The organism is Aromatoleum diolicum, from assembly GCF_012910955.1.
In the GTDB taxonomy this organism is placed as follows: domain Bacteria; phylum Pseudomonadota; class Gammaproteobacteria; order Burkholderiales; family Rhodocyclaceae; genus Aromatoleum; species Aromatoleum diolicum.
In genome coordinates, this window is sequence record NZ_WTVQ01000003.1 from 13,700 (window position 1) to 30,748 (window position 17,049).

The window sequence follows — 17,049 nt, forward strand, 5'->3', positions numbered from 1 at the left end:
AATAGGTCTCGCAAAAAACACGCCAGCTTCGATATGCCCCTACTTCAGGTTGCCGATTTCCTTCTTCAAGGCGTCAACATTGCGCGAATGCAATTCGACCTTGTCCTTGTGCGCCTGAATCCGGTTCTGCACGACCGGCAACCGGCGATCGGCGCCCTGATGCAGATTTTCCTCGTCGGCGAGAGCCTTCTGGGCTTCGGCAAGGGCGGATTCCTCGGTCGCGAGTTCCTTTTCGAGCACCTGCCGGCGTGTGTCGTCGCGGGCGCGTTGGGCTTCGGGGGCAACACGAGGGAAATTGCCCGGCGACTGCGTTGCGGGTGCACGCTTGCTGGGCGCCGGAACTGACGAGACCGGCTGGTCTTCGCTCATCTGCTTGCAGCTGCGCCCGAGGTTACGGTCGTTGGTATAGGTGATGGCACCATTTGCGTCCACGCACTTATAGACTTGGGCATGTGCAAGAAGGGGCGACAGAAACAGGATCAGGAGTGCCGGAAGTGTTCGCATGTCCATCGATAGGGCGTGTCGGGGAATCCCGCGGGGTCTTGGCGAGTGTGCCCGCGAGACGTGATTCGAAGGGCATTAGACCGCATAAAAAAGGGACGGGCAATGCCCGTCCCTTTTTTTGACCTCAGTGCAATCCGGAGATTACAGGCTGTAGTACATGTCGAATTCGACCGGATGGGTCGTGATGCGCATGCGGTCGACTTCTTCCATCTTGAGCGCAATGTAGGCGTCGATGAAGTCGTTCGAGAAAACGCCGCCACGGGTCAGGAACTCGCGATCCTTGTCGAGGTACTCCAGCGCCTGGTCGAGGCTGGTGCACACGGTCGGGATCAGCGCGTCCTCTTCCGGCGGCAGGTCGTACAGGTTCTTGTCGGCCGGGTCGCCCGGGTGAATCTTGTTCTGGATGCCGTCCAGGCCCGCCATCATGAGTGCGGAGAAGCACAGGTAGGGGTTGGCCAGCGGGTCCGGGAAGCGCGATTCGATGCGGCGGCCTTTCGGGTTCGCGACATACGGAATGCGGATCGAAGCGGAACGGTTGCGGGCCGAGTAGGCCAGCTTGGTCGGTGCTTCGTAGTGCGGGACCAGGCGCTTGTACGAGTTGGTGCCGGGGTTGGTGATGGCATTCAGCGCGCGCGCGTGCTTGATGATGCCGCCGATGTAGTACAGGGCCAGTTCCGACAGGCCGGCGTAGCCGTTACCCGCGAACAGGTTCTGGCCGTCCTTCCAGATCGACTGGTGCACGTGCATGCCGGAGCCGTTGTCGCCGACGATCGGCTTGGGCATGAAAGTCGCGGTCTTGCCGTACTGGTGCGCGACGTTGTGCACGATGTACTTCAGGACCTGGGTCCAGTCAGCGCGCTGGGTCAGGGTGCTGAACTTGGTGCCGATTTCGCACTGGCCGGCATTCGCCACTTCGTGGTGATGCACTTCGACGGGGACCCCGCAGGATTCGAGTGCGATGACCATGGCGGCGCGGATGTCATTCAGGCTGTCGACCGGCGGAACCGGGAAGTAGCCGCCCTTGACGCGCGGCCGGTGGCCGGTGTTGCCGCCTTCGAACTTGTCGGCGGTCGACCACGCGGCTTCTTCCGAAATGATCTTGCTATACACGCCCGACATGTCGACCGACCACTCGACGGAGTCGAAAATGAAAAACTCGGGTTCCGGGCCGAAGAATGCGGTGTCGCCGATGCCGGTGCTCTTCAGGTAGGCCTCGGCGCGTTTGGCGATCGAGCGCGGGTCGCGGTCATAGCCCTTGCCGTCCGACGGTTCAATGACGTCGCAGGTCAGCACCAGGGTGGTTTCGTCGAAGAACGGGTCGATGTAGGCGGAACCGGCTTCCGGCAGAAGGATCATGTCGGAGGCCTGGATGCCTTTCCAGCCAGCAAGCGAGGAGCCGTCAAACGGGTGACCGTGTTCGAAGTGGTCTTCCTCGAACGCCGAGACGGGCAGGCCAACGTGGTGTTCCTTGCCACGGGTATCGGTAAAGCGCAGGTCAATGAAGCGGACTTCGTTTTCCTGGATCATCTTCATGACGTCTTGAGCGTTCATTTTCACTCCTGGTGAGATGAGGCGATAGCGGTTAATAACGGTGAAACTTCCGTTGCGCAGCGTTAAGCAGTATTTGTGCCACGTTTTTTTTCGTGTGTGCGGCATTGTGCCATAAGGGCGCGGTGCCGTATCGCGCGCTTGAGCTCTCACCGCCGGTAAAAATAATAGGCCGCGCATGGCGCGCCGGTGCCCGGTTCGTATCGTGGGGTTCGGCTGCGATCGAACAGTCCGTCGGTGGCACTAAAACGGTGCGCGGCGGTTTGTTTGTGCCCTGTTATGGTGCGATGTGCACCAGGACGCTGACCGTGCGATATTGCGGTTGTGCCGCGAGGAGTTCATCGATGCGCAGCCCGAGCGCTTTGTGGTCGACCCCTGTGATGTCATTGGCGGTGATGATGATCTCGGCTTCGATGCGGTCGCCAAGGTAATGGATCTGCACGCGCGGGGGCGTCGATAGCTTGCCTTCGAGCAGGCTGCTGAGCGTTTGCACGATTTCGGTGCGTTCGGGTAGCCGGCCAATCGGGGCAGTCTGCATCGTGGCGTCGTTCTCGGCGTCGACATGCACCAGTACGTCCTGCACTTCGGGATGGGCGGCGCGCACACGCAGATACACGGCATCCGAAATCTGGTGCCCCTCGGAAACGGTGATGCGCGGATCAACCTGAATATGGGCGTCGCACAGCACACGGTCGGCCATGCGGCGCGTGCGCAGGTCGTGCAGGCCGATCACGCCCGGCGTTGCGCGAATGGTGGCGCGGATGCGGGCGACGTCCTGCTCGGAAAGTCCGGTGTCGATCAGTTCGCGCACGGCCTTCCACGCCAGCCGCACACCCATGTGCAAGATCAGGAAGCCCACCACGGCGGCAGCGAGCGGCTCGAGGAAAGGGTAGCCGGCCAGGCTGCCGCCGATACCGGCCGCGACGACAAGCGACGAAGCCGCGTCGGAGCGTGCATGCCAGGCATTGGCTTCAAGCAGCGGGGCCTTGAGGCGCCGGCTCGCAGCGAGGGTGTAGCGGAACAGCACTTCCTTGGCTAGCAGGGTCGCAAGCGCCATGTAGAGCGCGGCCGGGTGCACCGAGGGCGCGACATCCATGTGCTGCAGACGCAGGCCGGAACTCCAGAGGAATCCGGTGCCGACGCCCGCGAGGATCGCCCCGAGCAGCAGCGTGGTGACGGTTTCGATGCGGCCGTGGCCGTAGGGGTGGTCGCGGTCTGCCGGTTCGGCGCCACGGCGCCCGGCGACCAGAACCAGCAGGTCGGTAATCAGGTCCGAGAGGGTATGGGCGGAATCCGCCACCAGGCTGAACGCGTTGGCGAACAGACCGATCACGATCTGGCCGATGGTGAGGCAGGTATTGGTGATGATGGCGACCAGCGCGGTGCGCTGAATCCCGCGGGAGCGCTCGCTTTCGTCGGCGTGTCGGGCAGTCGCGCGTGTTGTTGGGTGGTGCATCGCGGGAGCGGTATACTCGTAACTTGATTGAATCATTCTATCCGGATGGCCGTCATGGGAAAATTGACCGACCTGCTCACGCTCGCGCAGCAGCGGGCGCAGGAGATGAACCTGCCTTATGCAGGGGCGCTGACGCCGGCCGAAGCCTGGGAGGTGTGGCAGCTTGCGCCGGGCGCGAAGCTGGTGGATGTGCGCACGCGCGCCGAATGGGACTGGGTCGGGCGGGTGCCGGGTGCGGTGGAGATCGAATGGATGAGCTATCCGGGCAATCAGCCGAATCCGCACTTCATCACGCAGTTCACGCGCGAAGTCGATGCCGAGGCACTGGTGATGTTCATGTGCCGCTCCGGCGCGCGCTCCGACAAGGCCGCGCGTGCGGCCACCGAGGCCGGGCGCCGAGCCTGCTACAACGTGCTGGAAGGTTTTGAGGGCGACCGCGATGCCCACGGCCAGCGCAACCATATCGGCGGCTGGCGTCATGCGGGCTTGCCGTGGCAGCAGGGATGACAATCACCTGTCCCCGCGTCGGGGCAACCGAACTTGGCCCAGGCGCTGCGATTGACAGGTCGATCGACACTCGCTTTGATTGATACTTCCTCCGACTGAGTTACCAACGATGCAAACCGCCACCATCAGCTTCGATCGTTTCAATGCACTGCGCGACGATGAGGCCCAGGAGCGCATCCGTGCCGCACGTGCCCGGCTGGGCGACCGCGCAGTGCTGTTGTGCCACCATTACCAGCGTGCCGACGTGTATAAGCATGCCGACCTGACCGGGGATTCGCTGAAGCTGTCGCGCCTCGCCTCGCAGACCGATGCCGAGTTCATCGTCTTCTGCGGCGTGCATTTCATGGCGGAAGTCGCGGACATCATGTCGCAGCCGCACCAGAAGGCGATCCTGCCGGATTTGGCCGCGGGTTGTTCGATGGCCGACATGGCGAACCTGGCGAAGGTCACGCGCTGTTGGCGCGAACTCACCGACGTGCTCGGCACTCGACCGGATGAAGTGATCACGCCGGTCACCTACATCAACTCGGCGGCCGACCTGAAGGCCTTCTGCGGCGAGCACGGCGGCATCGTGTGTACCTCGACCAACGCGCCGACGATTCTGGACTGGGCATTCGCGCAACGCGAGAAGGTGCTGTTCTTCCCGGATCAGCATCTGGGGCGCTGGACCGGCTATAAGAAGGGCATTCCGCTCGAGCAGATGGTGGTGTGGGATCCGGATCTGGAATACGGCGGCCTGACTCCGGCGCAAATCCGCAATGCGAAGATCCTGCTGTGGAAGGGGCATTGTTCGGTGCATCAGATGTTCCAGGAAAGCCACATCCGCCGCTGGCGCATGCAGCACCCGGAGGGGCTGGTGATCTCGCACCCGGAGAGCAGTCTCGAGGTGTGCATCAATTCCGATTACGTCGGGTCGACCGAGTACATCATCAACACCATCAAGGCCGGCGCGCCGAATACCCACTGGCTGGTCGGCACCGAGCTGAACCTGGTTAACCGCCTCGCCGAGGAGGTGAAGCCGGAAGGCAAGATCGTGCAGTTCATGGCGCCGACAGTGTGTATGTGTTCGACGATGCAGCGCATCGATCCGCAACATCTGGCGTGGACGCTGGAAAACCTCGCGGACGGCAGGATCGTCAATCACATCCAGGTGCCGCCCCACGAGGCTGAACTCGCGAAGGTGGCGCTGGACCGGATGCTGGCGGTATCTTGAGAAACGGTGCGGAGGCCTGGCGATGAACCTGCGCATCTGCACCTACAACATCCACAAGGGCTTCTCGCAGTTCAATCGGCGCATGGTGATTCACGATTTGCGCGAGCGCCTGCGCAGTCTCGAAGTGGATCTGGTGTTCCTGCAGGAGGTGCAGGGGCTGCACCTCGAACATGCAACGCGCCACGCCAACTGGCCCGCGCCGCCGCAACACGAATTTCTCGCCGAGGACGTCTGGCACGAGACTGCCTACGGCGGCAATGCGGTGTATGACCATGGTCACCACGGCAACGCCATCCTGAGCCGGTTTCCGATCGTGTCGTCGAGCAATCAGGATGTCTCCGACCATCGCTTCGAGCGGCGCGGATTGCTGCACTGCGAAGTGCAGGTGCCGCAGCTCGACCGCCCGGTGCATTGCGTGTGCGCACACCTCGGGTTGATGGCCGGGAGCCGGCGACGCCAGATGGAGGCGCTGGCCGAACGCATGGAGCGCTTGGCCCCGGATGGTGCGCCGCTGATCATCGCGGGCGATTTCAACGACTGGCGCAATCGTGCCGAGGTGCTGTTGGGCGGACGGCTCGGGGTGAAAGAGGCCTTCGACGGCGGACGCGGCCGGCCGGCGCGCAGTTATCCCAGCACGCTGCCGCTGTTTCGTCTTGATCGGATTTATGTGCGCGGCTTTACGGTGCGCCGCGCCGAAGTGCACGCCGGGCCGCCGTGGTCGCGCATTTCCGATCATGCGGCGCTGACGGCGGACCTGGAGCCCGTTGTGTGAGCGCCTTCGTAGGCGGCAATGCGATCACCTTGCTCGAGAATGGCGCAGATTATTTTCCTGCGCTGCTGCAGGCCATCGATACCGCCGAGCGCGAGATCTATTTCGAAACCTACATTTTCGAAAACGACGCGACCGGCAGACGGATTGCATCCGCGCTGGCGCATGCGGCACGGCGCGGCGTAGCGGTGAGGGTGCTGGTGGATGGCTTCGGCGGGCGAAGTTTCGTGCGCGCATTGATGCCCGGATTGGTCACCGATGGCGTTACGGTGATGATCTACCGGCGCGAGCTGCGTATCTTCGCATTGCGTCGCCATCGCTTGCGCCGACTGCATCGCAAGCTCGTGGTGGTCGATGGAGGGGTGGCTTTTGTCGGCGGCATCAACATTGTTGATGACTTGACGCGGGGGGGGCCCGAACACCCCCGCTACGATTATTCGGTGCGTATCGAAGGCCCGCTGCTTGAGCCGGTGCTCGATTCGATGCACCGGCTGTGGCGGCTGGTCGCCTGGGCGAGCCTGCGACGGCGTCAGCCGCAGCCACTGCTGGCGCCGCCGCGCGTAGATGTGGTGGGCGCGGTGCGCGCGGCATTCCTGACCCGCGATAATCTGCGCCACCGTCGCGACATCGAGGACGCCTACCTCGATGCGATTTTGCGCGCACGGCGCGAGGTGGTGATCGCGTGCGCGTATTTTTTTCCGGGGCGGCGCTTTCGTCAGGCACTGGTCGATGCGGCCGAGCGCGGGGTCGAAGTGATCCTGTTGCTGCAAGGACTGTCCGATCACCCGATGCAGTTCTATGCGACGCGTGCGCTGTATCCGTTTTTTCTTGATCGCGGCATCCGTCTGTTCGAGTACCACCAGAGCTACCTGCATGCGAAGGTGGCGGTGATTGACGCGCGCTGGGCGACGGTCGGTTCGAGCAATATCGATCCTTTCAGTCTCCTCCTGGCGCGCGAGGCGAATGTGGTGATCGAGGACGTCGAATTTTCCTCCCGTCTGCGGTCCAGTCTGGAGCTGGCGCGGTCGGTGGGCGCGTACGAGCTGCGCCAGGAAGACTGGCGCCGCTTGCCGCGATTGCGCCGTGCGGCGAGCTGGTTCGCGTACCAGCTGGTACGTCTGGCGATCGGTGTGGCGGGCTACGGCCGCAAGCACTGAGGGCGGTGTGGCGCGGCGCATGAACTCATGCGCGGGTCGGGCACTCTATAAACGATGTGTGGCAGCGGGTTTGAGTATACGAATCCGCTGTGCGCTCCGACTTTCCGACGTCAAGGAGGTGTGTCATGGAACTCCCGCTCCATACGATGAGCAATCTGTTTGCCCAGCTCGGTCTGCCGTCCGACGAGTCCGCAATCGACCGCTTCATCGCCAACCATGCGCCACTGCCTGAGACGGTGACCTTGGCCAGTGCGCCATTCTGGACCCAGTCCCAGGCGGCCTTCTTGCGCGAGGAGATCGGCGAGGATGCGGACTGGGCAGAAGTCGTCGATCAGCTCAATCTGCGCCTGCGCTCCTGATTCATCACATGCGGATATTTTGCCCGGTTCCGCGGGGGGCTCGATGCCCTGCGAACTGGAGCAAGGGGGCGCATCATGGAAAGTCGAACCATCTCGGTTATCAGCGGTGCAAGCCGCGGACTGGGCCGTGCGGCCGCACAGCGGCTGGCGACCATGGAAGGGCAGTTGGTGATTGCGACTGCACGCAATCCGGCAGATCTCGCACCCCTGAGCTCGAAGCTCGGGATGAGCGGCCATGTCGTCGAAACGCATCAACTGGATGTCACCGACGACGACTCGGTTAAGGCCTTGCGCGACTGGCTCGCCGAGCGGTTCGGCCGCATCGACGTGCTGATCAACAATGCCGGGATTCTCGTCGACCGTTACTCGACGAGCGTGCTGGAATTGCCGCTCGACACGCTGCGTGAGACGCTGGAGACCAATCTGATCGGGACCTTGCGCGTCACCCAGGCTTTGTTGCCGCTGATGCGCGCGAGTCGTGCCGGGCGTGTCGTCAATCTCGCGTCCAGGATGGGGCAGCTTACCGAAATGGATGCCGGGGCACCCGCCTATCGCATGTCCAAGACTGCACTGAACGCGCTCACCCGAATCCTCGCGGTCGAAACGGCAGGGAGTCACATCAAGGTCAATTCCGTGTGTCCGGGCTGGTGTCGTACCGATCTCGGCGGTATCGAGGCCCCGCGAACGCCGGAGGAGGGCGTCGATACGGTTATCTGGCTCGCGACCTTGCCGGACGACGGGCCGAGTGGTGGCTTCTTCCGTGACCGTGAGCCAATTCCCTGGTGACGCGCGGGACCGTCGGCGGGCGTGGGGTCGCGTTCACGCGGGAGCTCAGGCTGGCTGGCCGGCCAAGGTGCTCAGTGTCGTCGGAGCAGCGGCTTGGGTTTGACGGGGAACATCGGCGATCGACCAGTGCGTGTGCGCCCATCGCCATAGCTCGGTGAGCGGGGCATTGACCAGTTCTGCAGGGGGAGACTGGCCGAGAAACACGAGTGCGGCACGGAGCGCTGCGGCCGGCGGCAGGGTGTCAATCGGCGCGGCGAGCGTCTGCTTGGACAGCTTCTCGCCGGCGGCATTGACGACCACCGGGAGATGCGCGTAGGTGGGCGTGGGGGCGTGGAGCAGATGTTGCAGGTGGATCTGGCGTCCCGTCGAGCCGAGCAGGTCGGCGCCGCGGACGATGTCGGAGATGCCCGCGGCGGCGTCGTCGACGACGACCGCAAGCTGGTATGCGAATTGGCCATCGCCGCGCAGGACCACGTAGTCGCCGACGTCGCGCGCGAGTTCTTCTTCCTGCCAGCCCTGCACGCGGTCTTCGAAGCGGATCAGGCCTTTCGCGCGCACCCGCCAGGCATGGGCGCTGCGACCGGGAGGCAGGCCTTCGCGGCAGGTGCCGGGATAGATGCGCGAGCCGTCGCGGGCGAGCGCCGAGTCGGCCATCTCGCGGCGGGTGCAGCAGCAGGGAAAGACGTCGCCGGCAGCCTTGAGTTGCTCGAAGGCGGCGATATAGGCATCCCCTCGCGCGCTCTGCCACACGATGTCGCCGTCCCATTCGAAGCCGAAGTCCGCCAGCGTCGCAAGGATGCTTTCGGCGGCGCCGGCAACGGTGCGCGGCGCGTCGACGTCCTCGATGCGCAGCAGCCAGCGACCGCGATGAGCACGGGCGTCCAGATAGCTGCCGGTGGCCGCGACCAGCGAGCCGAAGTGCAGCGGGCCGGTCGGCGAGGGGGCGAAGCGGCCGATGTACGGGGGTGATGCGTCGGTCATGGGCGTGGGCCTGGGCAGGCGCCGGGCGCAATGCTCCCGGGCTTGGGCGGTTGCATCGCATGATAACATTGCGCACCCTGACAACCCGCCGGTGCCGCGGTACGTGACAGGCGGCTGACGGCGGGGCTCGCGCATCCGTCCGTCGTCTTGTCGATCGCAGCCCCGTCTTTCCCGGACTCCACCCTCCCCTCCGCAGCGGAGGCTTCCGCGCCCTGATCCATCGTGACGTCCGACCTCCGAAAATATTCCGTTTTCTACCTTCTGTTGGGCGTGGTGTACCTCGGTGGCGTGCTGGTGCCGCTGATGAACAACGATTCGGCACACCACGCGACGATCGCGCTGCACATGTACCTGACGGGCGATTACGCTTCGCTGGTGACGCAGGGCAAAGCCTACCTCGACAAACCGCATCTGCTGTTCTGGCTGGCGGCGGGCGCATACCAGTTGCTGGGGGTGTCGACCCTGGCGTTCAAGCTGCCGTCGCTGCTGTTCAGCGGGCTCGGCGTGTATGCGACCTATCGGCTCGGGCGTCTGCTGTACTCACGCGAAGTGGGGCGGCTGGCGGCGCTGATCCTCGCGAGTTCGCTCGCCTTCATCCTCGCGAACAACGATGTGCGCATGGATGCGGTGCTGACCGCGGCGATCGTGTTCGCGATCTGGCAACTTGCCGAATTCGTCGAATATCGGCGCTGGCGCAACCTGCTGCTTGGCGGACTCGGGCTGGCGCTGGGGTTTGCCACCAAGGGGATGATCGGCGTGGCCATGCCGGGCATCGCGATCTTCGTCCATCTGCTCTACCGGCGCGACTGGCGCGGCCTGTTCGACCCGCGCTGGATGGTGTTGGCGTTGATCACGCTGGTGTTCGCGACACCGGTGCTATGGGCGTATTACCAGCAGTTCGGTGCCGATGGCGTGAAATTCATCCTATGGTCGCAGAACTTCGAGCGGCTTGCAGGAGCGCGTTTCGGCTCCGCCGGGGCGAGCGATCCGCTGTTCTTCTTCCACACCTTCGTGTGGGCCTTCCTGCCTTGGTGTCTGCTCGGGGCGGCCGCCGTGTGGTCGCGGGGGCGAGAAGTGATAGACGCCAGGCTGCGGCCGATCGCCGGCCAGGAGATGCTGACGCTCGGCACGATCGTGGCGATGTTCGCGGTCATTTCCAGTTCCGGCTTCAAGCTGCCGCATTACCTGAATATTCTGCTGCCCTTGTTTTCGGTGCTGCTCGCGGCCTGGCTGGCGCCGCGAATGGCGCAGCCGGCGGCCAGGGGGGCGTCGATCGCGCAGGGTCTTGTATGGTCACTGATGGCGCTGCTGGCGCTGGCGATCTGTGGCTGGGCCTTCCCCGTCGCGAGCGCTGTGGTCGGCGCGGGCGCGCTGTTGCTGGCGGTGGTGGGGGTGTGGCGGGTGCGTTGCGAACGCGGCATGGCGCGCTTGGTGCTGACATCCGTGGTCGTCGCAGTGGTATTCAATTACCTGCTGAATTTCAATTTTTACCCGCAGTTGCTGCGATACCAGGCGGGCAACAATCTTGCCGCGGCGGCGCGCGAGCAGGCACTGGATCTGTCGCAGATTGCTTACCTCGAAGGCTTCGCGCGGGCCAACAGCTTCGATTTCTATACCGGACGGCTGACGCCTGCCGTCGCGCTGGACGCATTGAAAGCAAGTCCGACGTCCACGCTGATCTACACCTCGGATGCCGGTCGCGAGGCGATCTCGGCGGCGGGGCTGCGCGTCGAGGAGCTGGCGAGCAATCGGGAGTTTCGTGTCACGCGGCTCAACATACGCTTTCTCGATCCGCGGCGGCGTGAGGAAACCCTGTCCAGGCACCACATCCTGCGGGTCAGTCGAGGAACTAATCAATGAGTTGTAAAAGCAGGCGCTTATGGCGCGGCGCGGGCCTGGCGGCGATTCTGGCGGTGACTGTCTGGGCGGCCTGGCCCGGGTTCCAGAGGACACCGCAGCCCGGGTTTGTCGTTCCCTCCGCGGGGGCGAGCGTGCAGGATTCCAGGCCGCGGCTTGCCAGCGCGATCGTCAACGCCGCTGAACCGCCGCGCGTGCATGCGGCGTCGGTGGCCGCACTGCCGGACGGGCGCCTGTTCGCGGCCTGGTTTGGTGGCGAGCGCGAGGGCTCGACGGACGTGAACGTGTACGGCGCCTTCTATCGCCCGGAATCAGGCTCCTGGAGCGATCAGGCGGTGGTCGCATCGCCGGAGCAGACTTCGAGCGACCTGGGCCATTTGGTGCGCAAGATGGGCAATCCGGTAGCCTTCATGGTGCCCTCGGGCGAACTGTGGGTGGTGTACGTCAGCGTCACGCTGGGGGGCTGGGCAACGAGCCACCTCAATCTGATTCGCTCGGCCGATCTCGGCCGCAGCTGGATGCCCGCGACGCGGCTTGTGACTTCGCCGTTCTTCAATCTGAGCACGCTGGCGAAGGGGGCTCCGGTGGCCTTTGACAACGGCGACATCGGCCTGCCCGTGTATCACGAGATGGCGGGCAAGTTTGGCGAGCTGCTGGTCCTGTCTGCGACGGGCGAGGTGCGGCGCAAGGTCCGGCTGGATCATGGCAGTCGCTCGCTGCAGCCGGTGATCCTGGTGAAGGATGCCCGGCATGCGGTGGCGCTGCAGCGTTTTGCCGGCGAAACGAAGCCGCCGCGTGCATGGCGCAGCGAGACGCGCGATGGTGGGCGATCCTGGTCACCGGTCGAGGCGACCGATCTGGCCAATCCGAACTCGGCGCTGGCGGCCCTGGCGCTGGATGACGGCCGTCTGATAGCGGTCGCCAATGACACCGAGGACGAACGCCTGCGCCTGTCGCTGCTGGCAAGTGAGGACGACGGGCGGCACTGGCGCGTGATCCATCGCTTCGAGGACCGTGAGGAATTTCTCGGTAACAATGTGTCGCCGGAAACCCTGCGCCCGTTGCTTGCTGCCGATGTCGCAACACTCGGGCCGGGGCCGCAGCCCGAAGCGGTCGCGCGCAATGCCGAACAGAATCTGTGCCGCGGCGAAACCTGCTCTTGGCAGTACGACTATCCCTATCTGATACGCGGCGCGGACGGCGATTTCCATCTTGTTTACACATGGAACCGTTCCTTCATTCGCCATCTGCGTTTCAATCAGGCCTGGCTGGAGGCACGACTGTGATCGCCGAGGTCTTCGATACGCTGGTGTGGGTGCTGGCGGTCACGCTGTGTGTGCCCGGGCTTCGCGGACGGCCGGGACGCGCGGCTGCTGCGATGGCGGTAACGGCGGCGATGTTGTGGATCCCCATGGGGGGGAGCAGCGGGCTTGCCGTTTTGCGCGGCGCGGTCGCCTCGCCGGCCGTGACGACGCTGGCAATCCTCGCGGTCTTGCTAGTCTCGCGCTGTGGCGGCGCGTCGCTGTTCGCGTGCGGCGAACGCGTGCAGATCGCGGCGCTGGTGGCGCTGACCGGCCTGTTGTTCTACCCGCCCGCGCTGGGCCTTGGGGTGGTCGATCCGTATGCCTGGGGGTATGGATCGGCAGCGCTGCCGCTGGCGGCGGGTGCGCTCGCATTGACTTGTGGCGCGGCTGGACGCTGGGTGCTTGCGGCGGCCCTGACGGCTGCGCTCGCGGCGTGGCGCCTGAAACTGCTCGATTCGCCGAACCTGTGGGACTACCTCATCGATCCGTTGCTGGCGATCGGGGGGCTGCTGGCGCTAGCGCTCTACGCGGTGCGGCGAAAGTCCGCAAAGCGCGCCGGCTGCACCCTCGCGGTGGCGAGATCGGCAGCGAAGTCAGGCGAAGCGAGATAGGCGAGCTCGGTTTCGCGCGGGGTGGTCAGGCTGTCGCAGGCGAGCAATTCGGTGTCGACGCGCCCGGGGTGCACGTGCACCAGCGGCCGTGGCCCGGACGCGCTCAGGAAGGCCTGCATCAGCGTGCGAAACGGGATGCGTCCGGAAAAGTCGTGCAGGCCGGCGAAGCCGTCGTTGGCCGGCACGCCATGCTTGCGCAGCAGGCGCCGCAGGCCGAAGCCGAGGGTCGAGATCAACAGGGCCTTCGGTAGCGCGACGCGGCGGCGCACGCAACGCGTCAGCGGCTCGACACAGTCGCGCACCCAGACGCGTTCGGCCGGGTAACGTCGCAGCAATTCCTCGACCAGCACCTCACGAACGCCCGGCAACACATGCACATGCTGGTGCCCGTCCACATAGTCCGGGGGCGCGCCCCAGGCGTCCTCGAAGGCATTGAGCTGGGCGCGCAATTCGTCGCGCACCGTAGCGCGAGGCAGCGCGTGCGCCAGCGCCCGCGGCAGCAGGCGACCGAGAGATGGCAGCCGGCCGGCCTGTGCCAGTCCAGGCGCAGCCGTCAGCGGCGCGTGGTCGGTGAGCGTCAGGTGCAGGCCGACATCCGCTGGATGCCGTGTCACGACATCGCGCAATCGGCCGGCGCGGCGGCGCCAGTCGGGTAGCGGCGTCATGCAGCTGGTCGCGGACAGGCGGCCGGCGGCGATGAGGTCGGCGATCGCCTCGCTGACGCCGGCAGCCAGGCCGAAGTCGTCGGCACACACGATGATCGGGCGGGAGCAGGGAGTGGAATGGTCGTGCATGGTCGGCACTTATAGCGGGTCGGCCGTCAACGCACCAGAGGGGATTTGCGTTTACCCTGCGATATCTCCGGTTCCGGAAAACTACTGCAAAGCGGATTAACGTGTCCTCTCCCTTTCCCGGCGTCGCGCCTGCCGCCGCGCCCGTTCAAGTCACACTGCCGCGGCTGTCGGTAGTCATCCCGCTTTACAACGAGAGTGGCTCCCTTGGCCCTCTGCACGAACGGCTCAAGGCCGTGATTGCCACACTTCCGGTTGCCGGTCATGAAGTCGTGTTCGTCGATGACGGCAGCCGCGACACCACCTTCGCCGAGGTTGCCGCGTTGTGCGCCATCGACCCTGCGCTGCGTGCGATCCGTTTTGCGCGCAATTTCGGCAAGGAAGCGGCGATGGCTGCGGGCCTGCGCGCCGCGGACGGCGACGTCATCGTGCTGATGGACGGCGATCTGCAGCACCCGCCGGAGCTGATCCCCGAGATGCTCGCGCGTTGGCAGGCCGGCGCGAAAATGGTGACCGCGGTGCGGCGCTCGCGCGATACCGACCCGTGGTTGCGGCGCCAGCTGTCACGTGGCTTCTACGGCGTCTTCAAGCGCGTATCGGAAGTGGCGCTGGCCGAAGGTGGCGGGGATTTTCGCCTGTTCGATCGTGCGGTCGTCGATGCGATCAACAGCCTGCCCGAGCGTACGCGTTTCATGAAAGGCATCACCAGCTGGGTCGGCTTCCGTCAGGAAGAGATCGATTTCGACCCCGCGGAGCGCGCCGCGGGCGCCTCCGCCTGGTCGCTGCTGCGCTTGCTGCGCTATGCGATTGACGGGCTGTCGGCGTTCAGTACGCTGCCGCTGCGGGTTTGGTCGCTGGTCGGCATCGGGATGGCGATGATTTCCGGACTGTACGGGGGCTGGCTGGTGCTGCGCACTATCATCTGGGGGATCGACGTGCCCGGCTACGCCTCGGTGATGGTGTCGGTGCTGTTCATGTCGGGCATCCAGCTCATCAGCCTCGGCGTGCTCGGCGAGTACGTCGGACGGATCTTCACCGAAGTCAAGGCGCGGCCGCTGTACCTCGTCGCCGAGCGGAAGGGCTTCGACGAGGCCAGGAAGTGAGCCGCCCGCTCCATATGGCCGCCGGCGTCGCGTCGCCGGGCGGGCTGGGCGCGATTTCGCCGGGCCTGGCGCAGCGGCTGGCCGTGGCGCTGCTGGCCGGCGTCGGGCTGTTCATCCTGCTGACGTTCGACCAGCACGGCATCAGCAACGACGAAGAAGTGCAACATGTCTACGGCCGCCTGCTGGTCGATTTCTACGCCTCCGGTTTCGCTGATCACAGCGCCTTTGCGTACAAGAACCTGTACCTTTACGGCGGTCTCTTCGACCTGATCGCTGCCACGCTCGAACGCGTGCTGCCAATGAATGTTTGGGATCTGCGCCACCTGCTGTCGGCGGGCTTCGGGCTGCTGGGCCTGACGGGGACCTGGCTGCTCGCGCGCCTCCTGATGGGTGAGCGCGCGGCGCTCGTCGCTCTCGTATTGCTGACGCTTACCGGCGCGTGGTCGGGCGCGATGTTCACGCACACGAAGGACGTGCCATTCGCCACCACGATGGTGTGGGCGCTGTATTTCACGACGCGCTTCACGCTGCGTCTACCGGAAGTACGCTCGACGGACATTACCGGGCTGGGGATCGCCATCGGCTGCGCCTTCGGACTGCGCGTCGGAGCCGTGTTCGCGGTGTTCTACCTCGGTGTCGCGGTGCTCGCGGTGGCATGGTTGCGCGGCGCGGACATCCCGGCGCGTATCGTGATGCTGCGCCGCGCGGTGCTCGCCCTGTTGCCGGCCGGCCTGCTCGCCTTCGTGCTGATGGGCGTCTTCTGGCCGTGGGCGGTGCTGTCGCCGGGCAATCTCGTGAAGGCGATGACGACCTTCTCGCACTTCTCCTTCCAGCTCGACACCATACTCGCCGGGGCCGTGATGAAGAACGGCGAGGTCCCCGGGCATTACCTCGCGAGCTACCTGCTGGTGCGTCTGCCCGAATTGTTCCTGCTCGGCATCGCGTTCGCACTGCTGGCCGGTCTGCGGGCCTTGCCGACGCTGTTTCAGTCGGACGCGGGGCGCCGCGCCGCGCTGCCGTGGCTGCCGGTCGTCCTGGCGGCCGCGTTCCCGCTGACCTACACGCTTCTCGCGGCGCCGCCGCTGTACAACGGCATCCGACATTTCACCTTTGTGCTGCCGCCGTTCGCGGTGCTCGCTGCGGCTGGATTGCGACAAGCCTGGGAACGTGCCAGCCAGTGGCCGCGTGCGCGCCTCGGCGCGGTGGTGGGCTGCGCCTTGCTGGGGCTGGTGCATGTCGTCACGCTTGCGCGCCTGCATCCTTACGAATACGTCTTCTACAATGGCTTCGTCGGCGGTCTGCGCGGCACCGTCGATCGTTGGGAGCAGGACTATTGGGGCGACAGCCTGCGTGAAGCCGCCGGTCTGCTCAACGCCTATGTCGCGGGCGAGGGGCCGGCGGCGCGGCCATACAGCGTCGCCGTGTGCGCGGAATCACTGCAGGGGACGGTGTGGCTTGCGCCGGGGCTCGAAGTGACACGCGACTGGCGCGTCGCCGACTTTTTCCTGTCGCCGACGCATATGGACTGCCATACGGCAGTGAAAGGCAGGATCATCGGCGCCATTGCCCGCGAAGGCGTCACGCTCGCCATCGTGCGCGATCGCCGCATGCTGACCGGCGCCGACCGGGAGCCACGATGAAGGACTCCGGTCACGCAAGGCGTTTCCTGCGTTTCGCCGTCGTTGGTGCCGTTGGCACTGCCGCCCACTACGCCCTGCTGCTCGCGCTCGTGGAAGGTGTCGGCGTCGACCCCGTTGCCGGCTCGGTCGCCGGCTTCCTGCTCGGCGCGCTGGTCAATTACACGCTCAATCGCACGCTCGTCTTCGGCTCCGACCGCGCGCATGTCGAAGCCCTGCCGCGTTTCCTCGCCATCGCCGGCATGGGGCTGTGCTGGAATGCACTGCTGATGTACGTCCTCGTCGATGTGCTGGGGGTGCATTACTTCATCGCGCAAGTCTTCACCACCGGCCTGCTTTTGGGCTGGCATTACGTTGGGAATGCGCTGTGGACCTTCCGCACGCGCGCAACGCCACCCGAACAGTGAATCCGGTCGTCGGAAAAGAAAAAGCCCCGCAGGCGAGTCGCCTGGCGGGGCCTTGCGGT

Annotated in this window: 17 protein-coding genes; 12 read left to right on the top strand and 5 right to left on the bottom strand. The window is 65.1% G+C overall.

What is annotated here, in order from left to right; all coding sequences use genetic code 11:
- Positions 1-39: 39 nt before the first annotated feature.
- The 3 genes from GPA25_RS02285 to GPA25_RS02295 form a co-directional block, all read right to left on the bottom strand.
- Positions 40-510 carry a DUF4124 domain-containing protein gene (locus GPA25_RS02285; RefSeq protein WP_169258737.1) on the bottom strand — a complete coding sequence of 157 codons (471 nt, stop codon included), beginning with the start codon at positions 508-510 and terminating at the stop codon, positions 40-42.
- A gap of 135 nt (positions 511-645) precedes the next feature.
- On the bottom strand, positions 646-2,055 hold the full coding sequence (glnA, locus tag GPA25_RS02290; protein WP_169258738.1) for a type I glutamate--ammonia ligase: 1,410 nt from the start codon (positions 2,053-2,055) through the stop codon (positions 646-648).
- Between the two features lie 274 nt (positions 2,056-2,329).
- Positions 2,330-3,508: a cation diffusion facilitator family transporter gene (locus tag GPA25_RS02295; RefSeq protein ID WP_169258739.1), complete on the bottom strand. Its 1,179-nt coding sequence runs from the start codon at positions 3,506-3,508 to the stop codon at positions 2,330-2,332.
- Between the two features lie 54 nt (positions 3,509-3,562).
- On the opposite strand from GPA25_RS02295, the gene GPA25_RS02300 reads away from it, so the two are divergent.
- From GPA25_RS02300 to GPA25_RS02325, 6 genes are all read left to right on the top strand, one after another.
- Complete coding sequence (locus GPA25_RS02300) at positions 3,563-4,015, top strand: rhodanese-like domain-containing protein (RefSeq protein ID WP_169258740.1); 453 nt, start codon at positions 3,563-3,565, stop codon at positions 4,013-4,015.
- Positions 4,016-4,124: 109 nt separating this feature from the next.
- Entirely contained in the window at positions 4,125-5,228 is a 1,104-nt protein-coding gene (nadA, locus tag GPA25_RS02305) for a quinolinate synthase NadA (protein ID WP_169258741.1), read from the top strand.
- Positions 5,229-5,250: 22 nt separating this feature from the next.
- On the top strand, positions 5,251-6,000 hold the full coding sequence (locus tag GPA25_RS02310) for an endonuclease/exonuclease/phosphatase family protein (RefSeq protein WP_169258742.1): 750 nt from the start codon (positions 5,251-5,253) through the stop codon (positions 5,998-6,000).
- Complete coding sequence (gene clsB / locus GPA25_RS02315; RefSeq protein WP_169258743.1) at positions 5,997-7,154, top strand: cardiolipin synthase ClsB; 1,158 nt, start codon at positions 5,997-5,999, stop codon at positions 7,152-7,154. Before GPA25_RS02310 ends, clsB begins: the two co-directional genes overlap by 4 nt.
- A 125-nt stretch (positions 7,155-7,279) precedes the next feature.
- Positions 7,280-7,513, top strand: coding sequence for a DUF2789 domain-containing protein (locus GPA25_RS02320; RefSeq protein ID WP_169258744.1), 234 nt, complete (start codon positions 7,280-7,282; stop codon positions 7,511-7,513).
- A gap of 75 nt (positions 7,514-7,588) precedes the next feature.
- Positions 7,589-8,299: an SDR family oxidoreductase gene (locus tag GPA25_RS02325; protein ID WP_169258745.1), complete on the top strand. Its 711-nt coding sequence runs from the start codon at positions 7,589-7,591 to the stop codon at positions 8,297-8,299.
- A gap of 45 nt (positions 8,300-8,344) precedes the next feature.
- Here GPA25_RS02325 and gluQRS read toward each other — a convergent pair whose 3' ends face one another.
- Entirely contained in the window at positions 8,345-9,280 is a 936-nt protein-coding gene (gene gluQRS / locus GPA25_RS02330; protein WP_169258746.1) for a tRNA glutamyl-Q(34) synthetase GluQRS, read from the bottom strand.
- Positions 9,281-9,502: 222 nt separating this feature from the next.
- Here gluQRS and GPA25_RS02335 point away from each other — a divergent pair, with 222 nt between their 5' ends.
- From GPA25_RS02335 to GPA25_RS02345, 3 genes are read left to right on the top strand one after another with little or no spacing between them, the layout of a single operon-like run.
- Complete coding sequence (locus GPA25_RS02335) at positions 9,503-11,140, top strand: glycosyltransferase family 39 protein (RefSeq protein ID WP_169258747.1); 1,638 nt, start codon at positions 9,503-9,505, stop codon at positions 11,138-11,140.
- The gene (locus tag GPA25_RS02340) at positions 11,137-12,423 is read left to right on the top strand and encodes a sialidase family protein (RefSeq protein WP_211162910.1); all 1,287 of its coding nucleotides are present in this window, start codon (positions 11,137-11,139) and stop codon (positions 12,421-12,423) included. The genes GPA25_RS02335 and GPA25_RS02340 overlap by 4 nt, the downstream gene beginning before the upstream one ends.
- On the top strand, positions 12,420-13,052 hold the full coding sequence (locus tag GPA25_RS02345) for a hypothetical protein (RefSeq protein WP_169258749.1): 633 nt from the start codon (positions 12,420-12,422) through the stop codon (positions 13,050-13,052). The genes GPA25_RS02340 and GPA25_RS02345 overlap by 4 nt, the downstream gene beginning before the upstream one ends.
- Here GPA25_RS02345 and GPA25_RS02350 read toward each other — a convergent pair.
- The gene (locus tag GPA25_RS02350; RefSeq protein ID WP_169258750.1) at positions 12,965-13,846 is read right to left on the bottom strand and encodes a ChbG/HpnK family deacetylase; all 882 of its coding nucleotides are present in this window, start codon (positions 13,844-13,846) and stop codon (positions 12,965-12,967) included. The two genes, GPA25_RS02345 and GPA25_RS02350, sit on opposite strands and share 88 nt — an antisense overlap.
- A 101-nt stretch (positions 13,847-13,947) precedes the next feature.
- Between GPA25_RS02350 and GPA25_RS02355 the strand changes: the two genes are divergently transcribed.
- Genes GPA25_RS02355 through GPA25_RS02365 form a run of 3 tightly spaced genes read left to right on the top strand, consistent with a single transcriptional unit; the run spans position 13,948 to position 16,990 of the window.
- Positions 13,948-14,946 (top strand): glycosyltransferase family 2 protein, encoded by a 999-nt coding sequence (locus tag GPA25_RS02355; protein ID WP_343034805.1) that lies wholly within the window; start codon positions 13,948-13,950, stop codon positions 14,944-14,946.
- Positions 14,947-14,960: 14 nt separating this feature from the next.
- Positions 14,961-16,586, top strand: a complete 1,626-nt coding sequence (locus GPA25_RS02360) for a glycosyltransferase family 39 protein (RefSeq protein ID WP_169258910.1) — start codon at positions 14,961-14,963, stop codon at positions 16,584-16,586.
- Complete coding sequence (locus GPA25_RS02365; RefSeq protein ID WP_169258751.1) at positions 16,583-16,990, top strand: GtrA family protein; 408 nt, start codon at positions 16,583-16,585, stop codon at positions 16,988-16,990. Before GPA25_RS02360 ends, GPA25_RS02365 begins: the two co-directional genes overlap by 4 nt.
- Positions 16,991-17,049 lie beyond the last annotated feature (59 nt).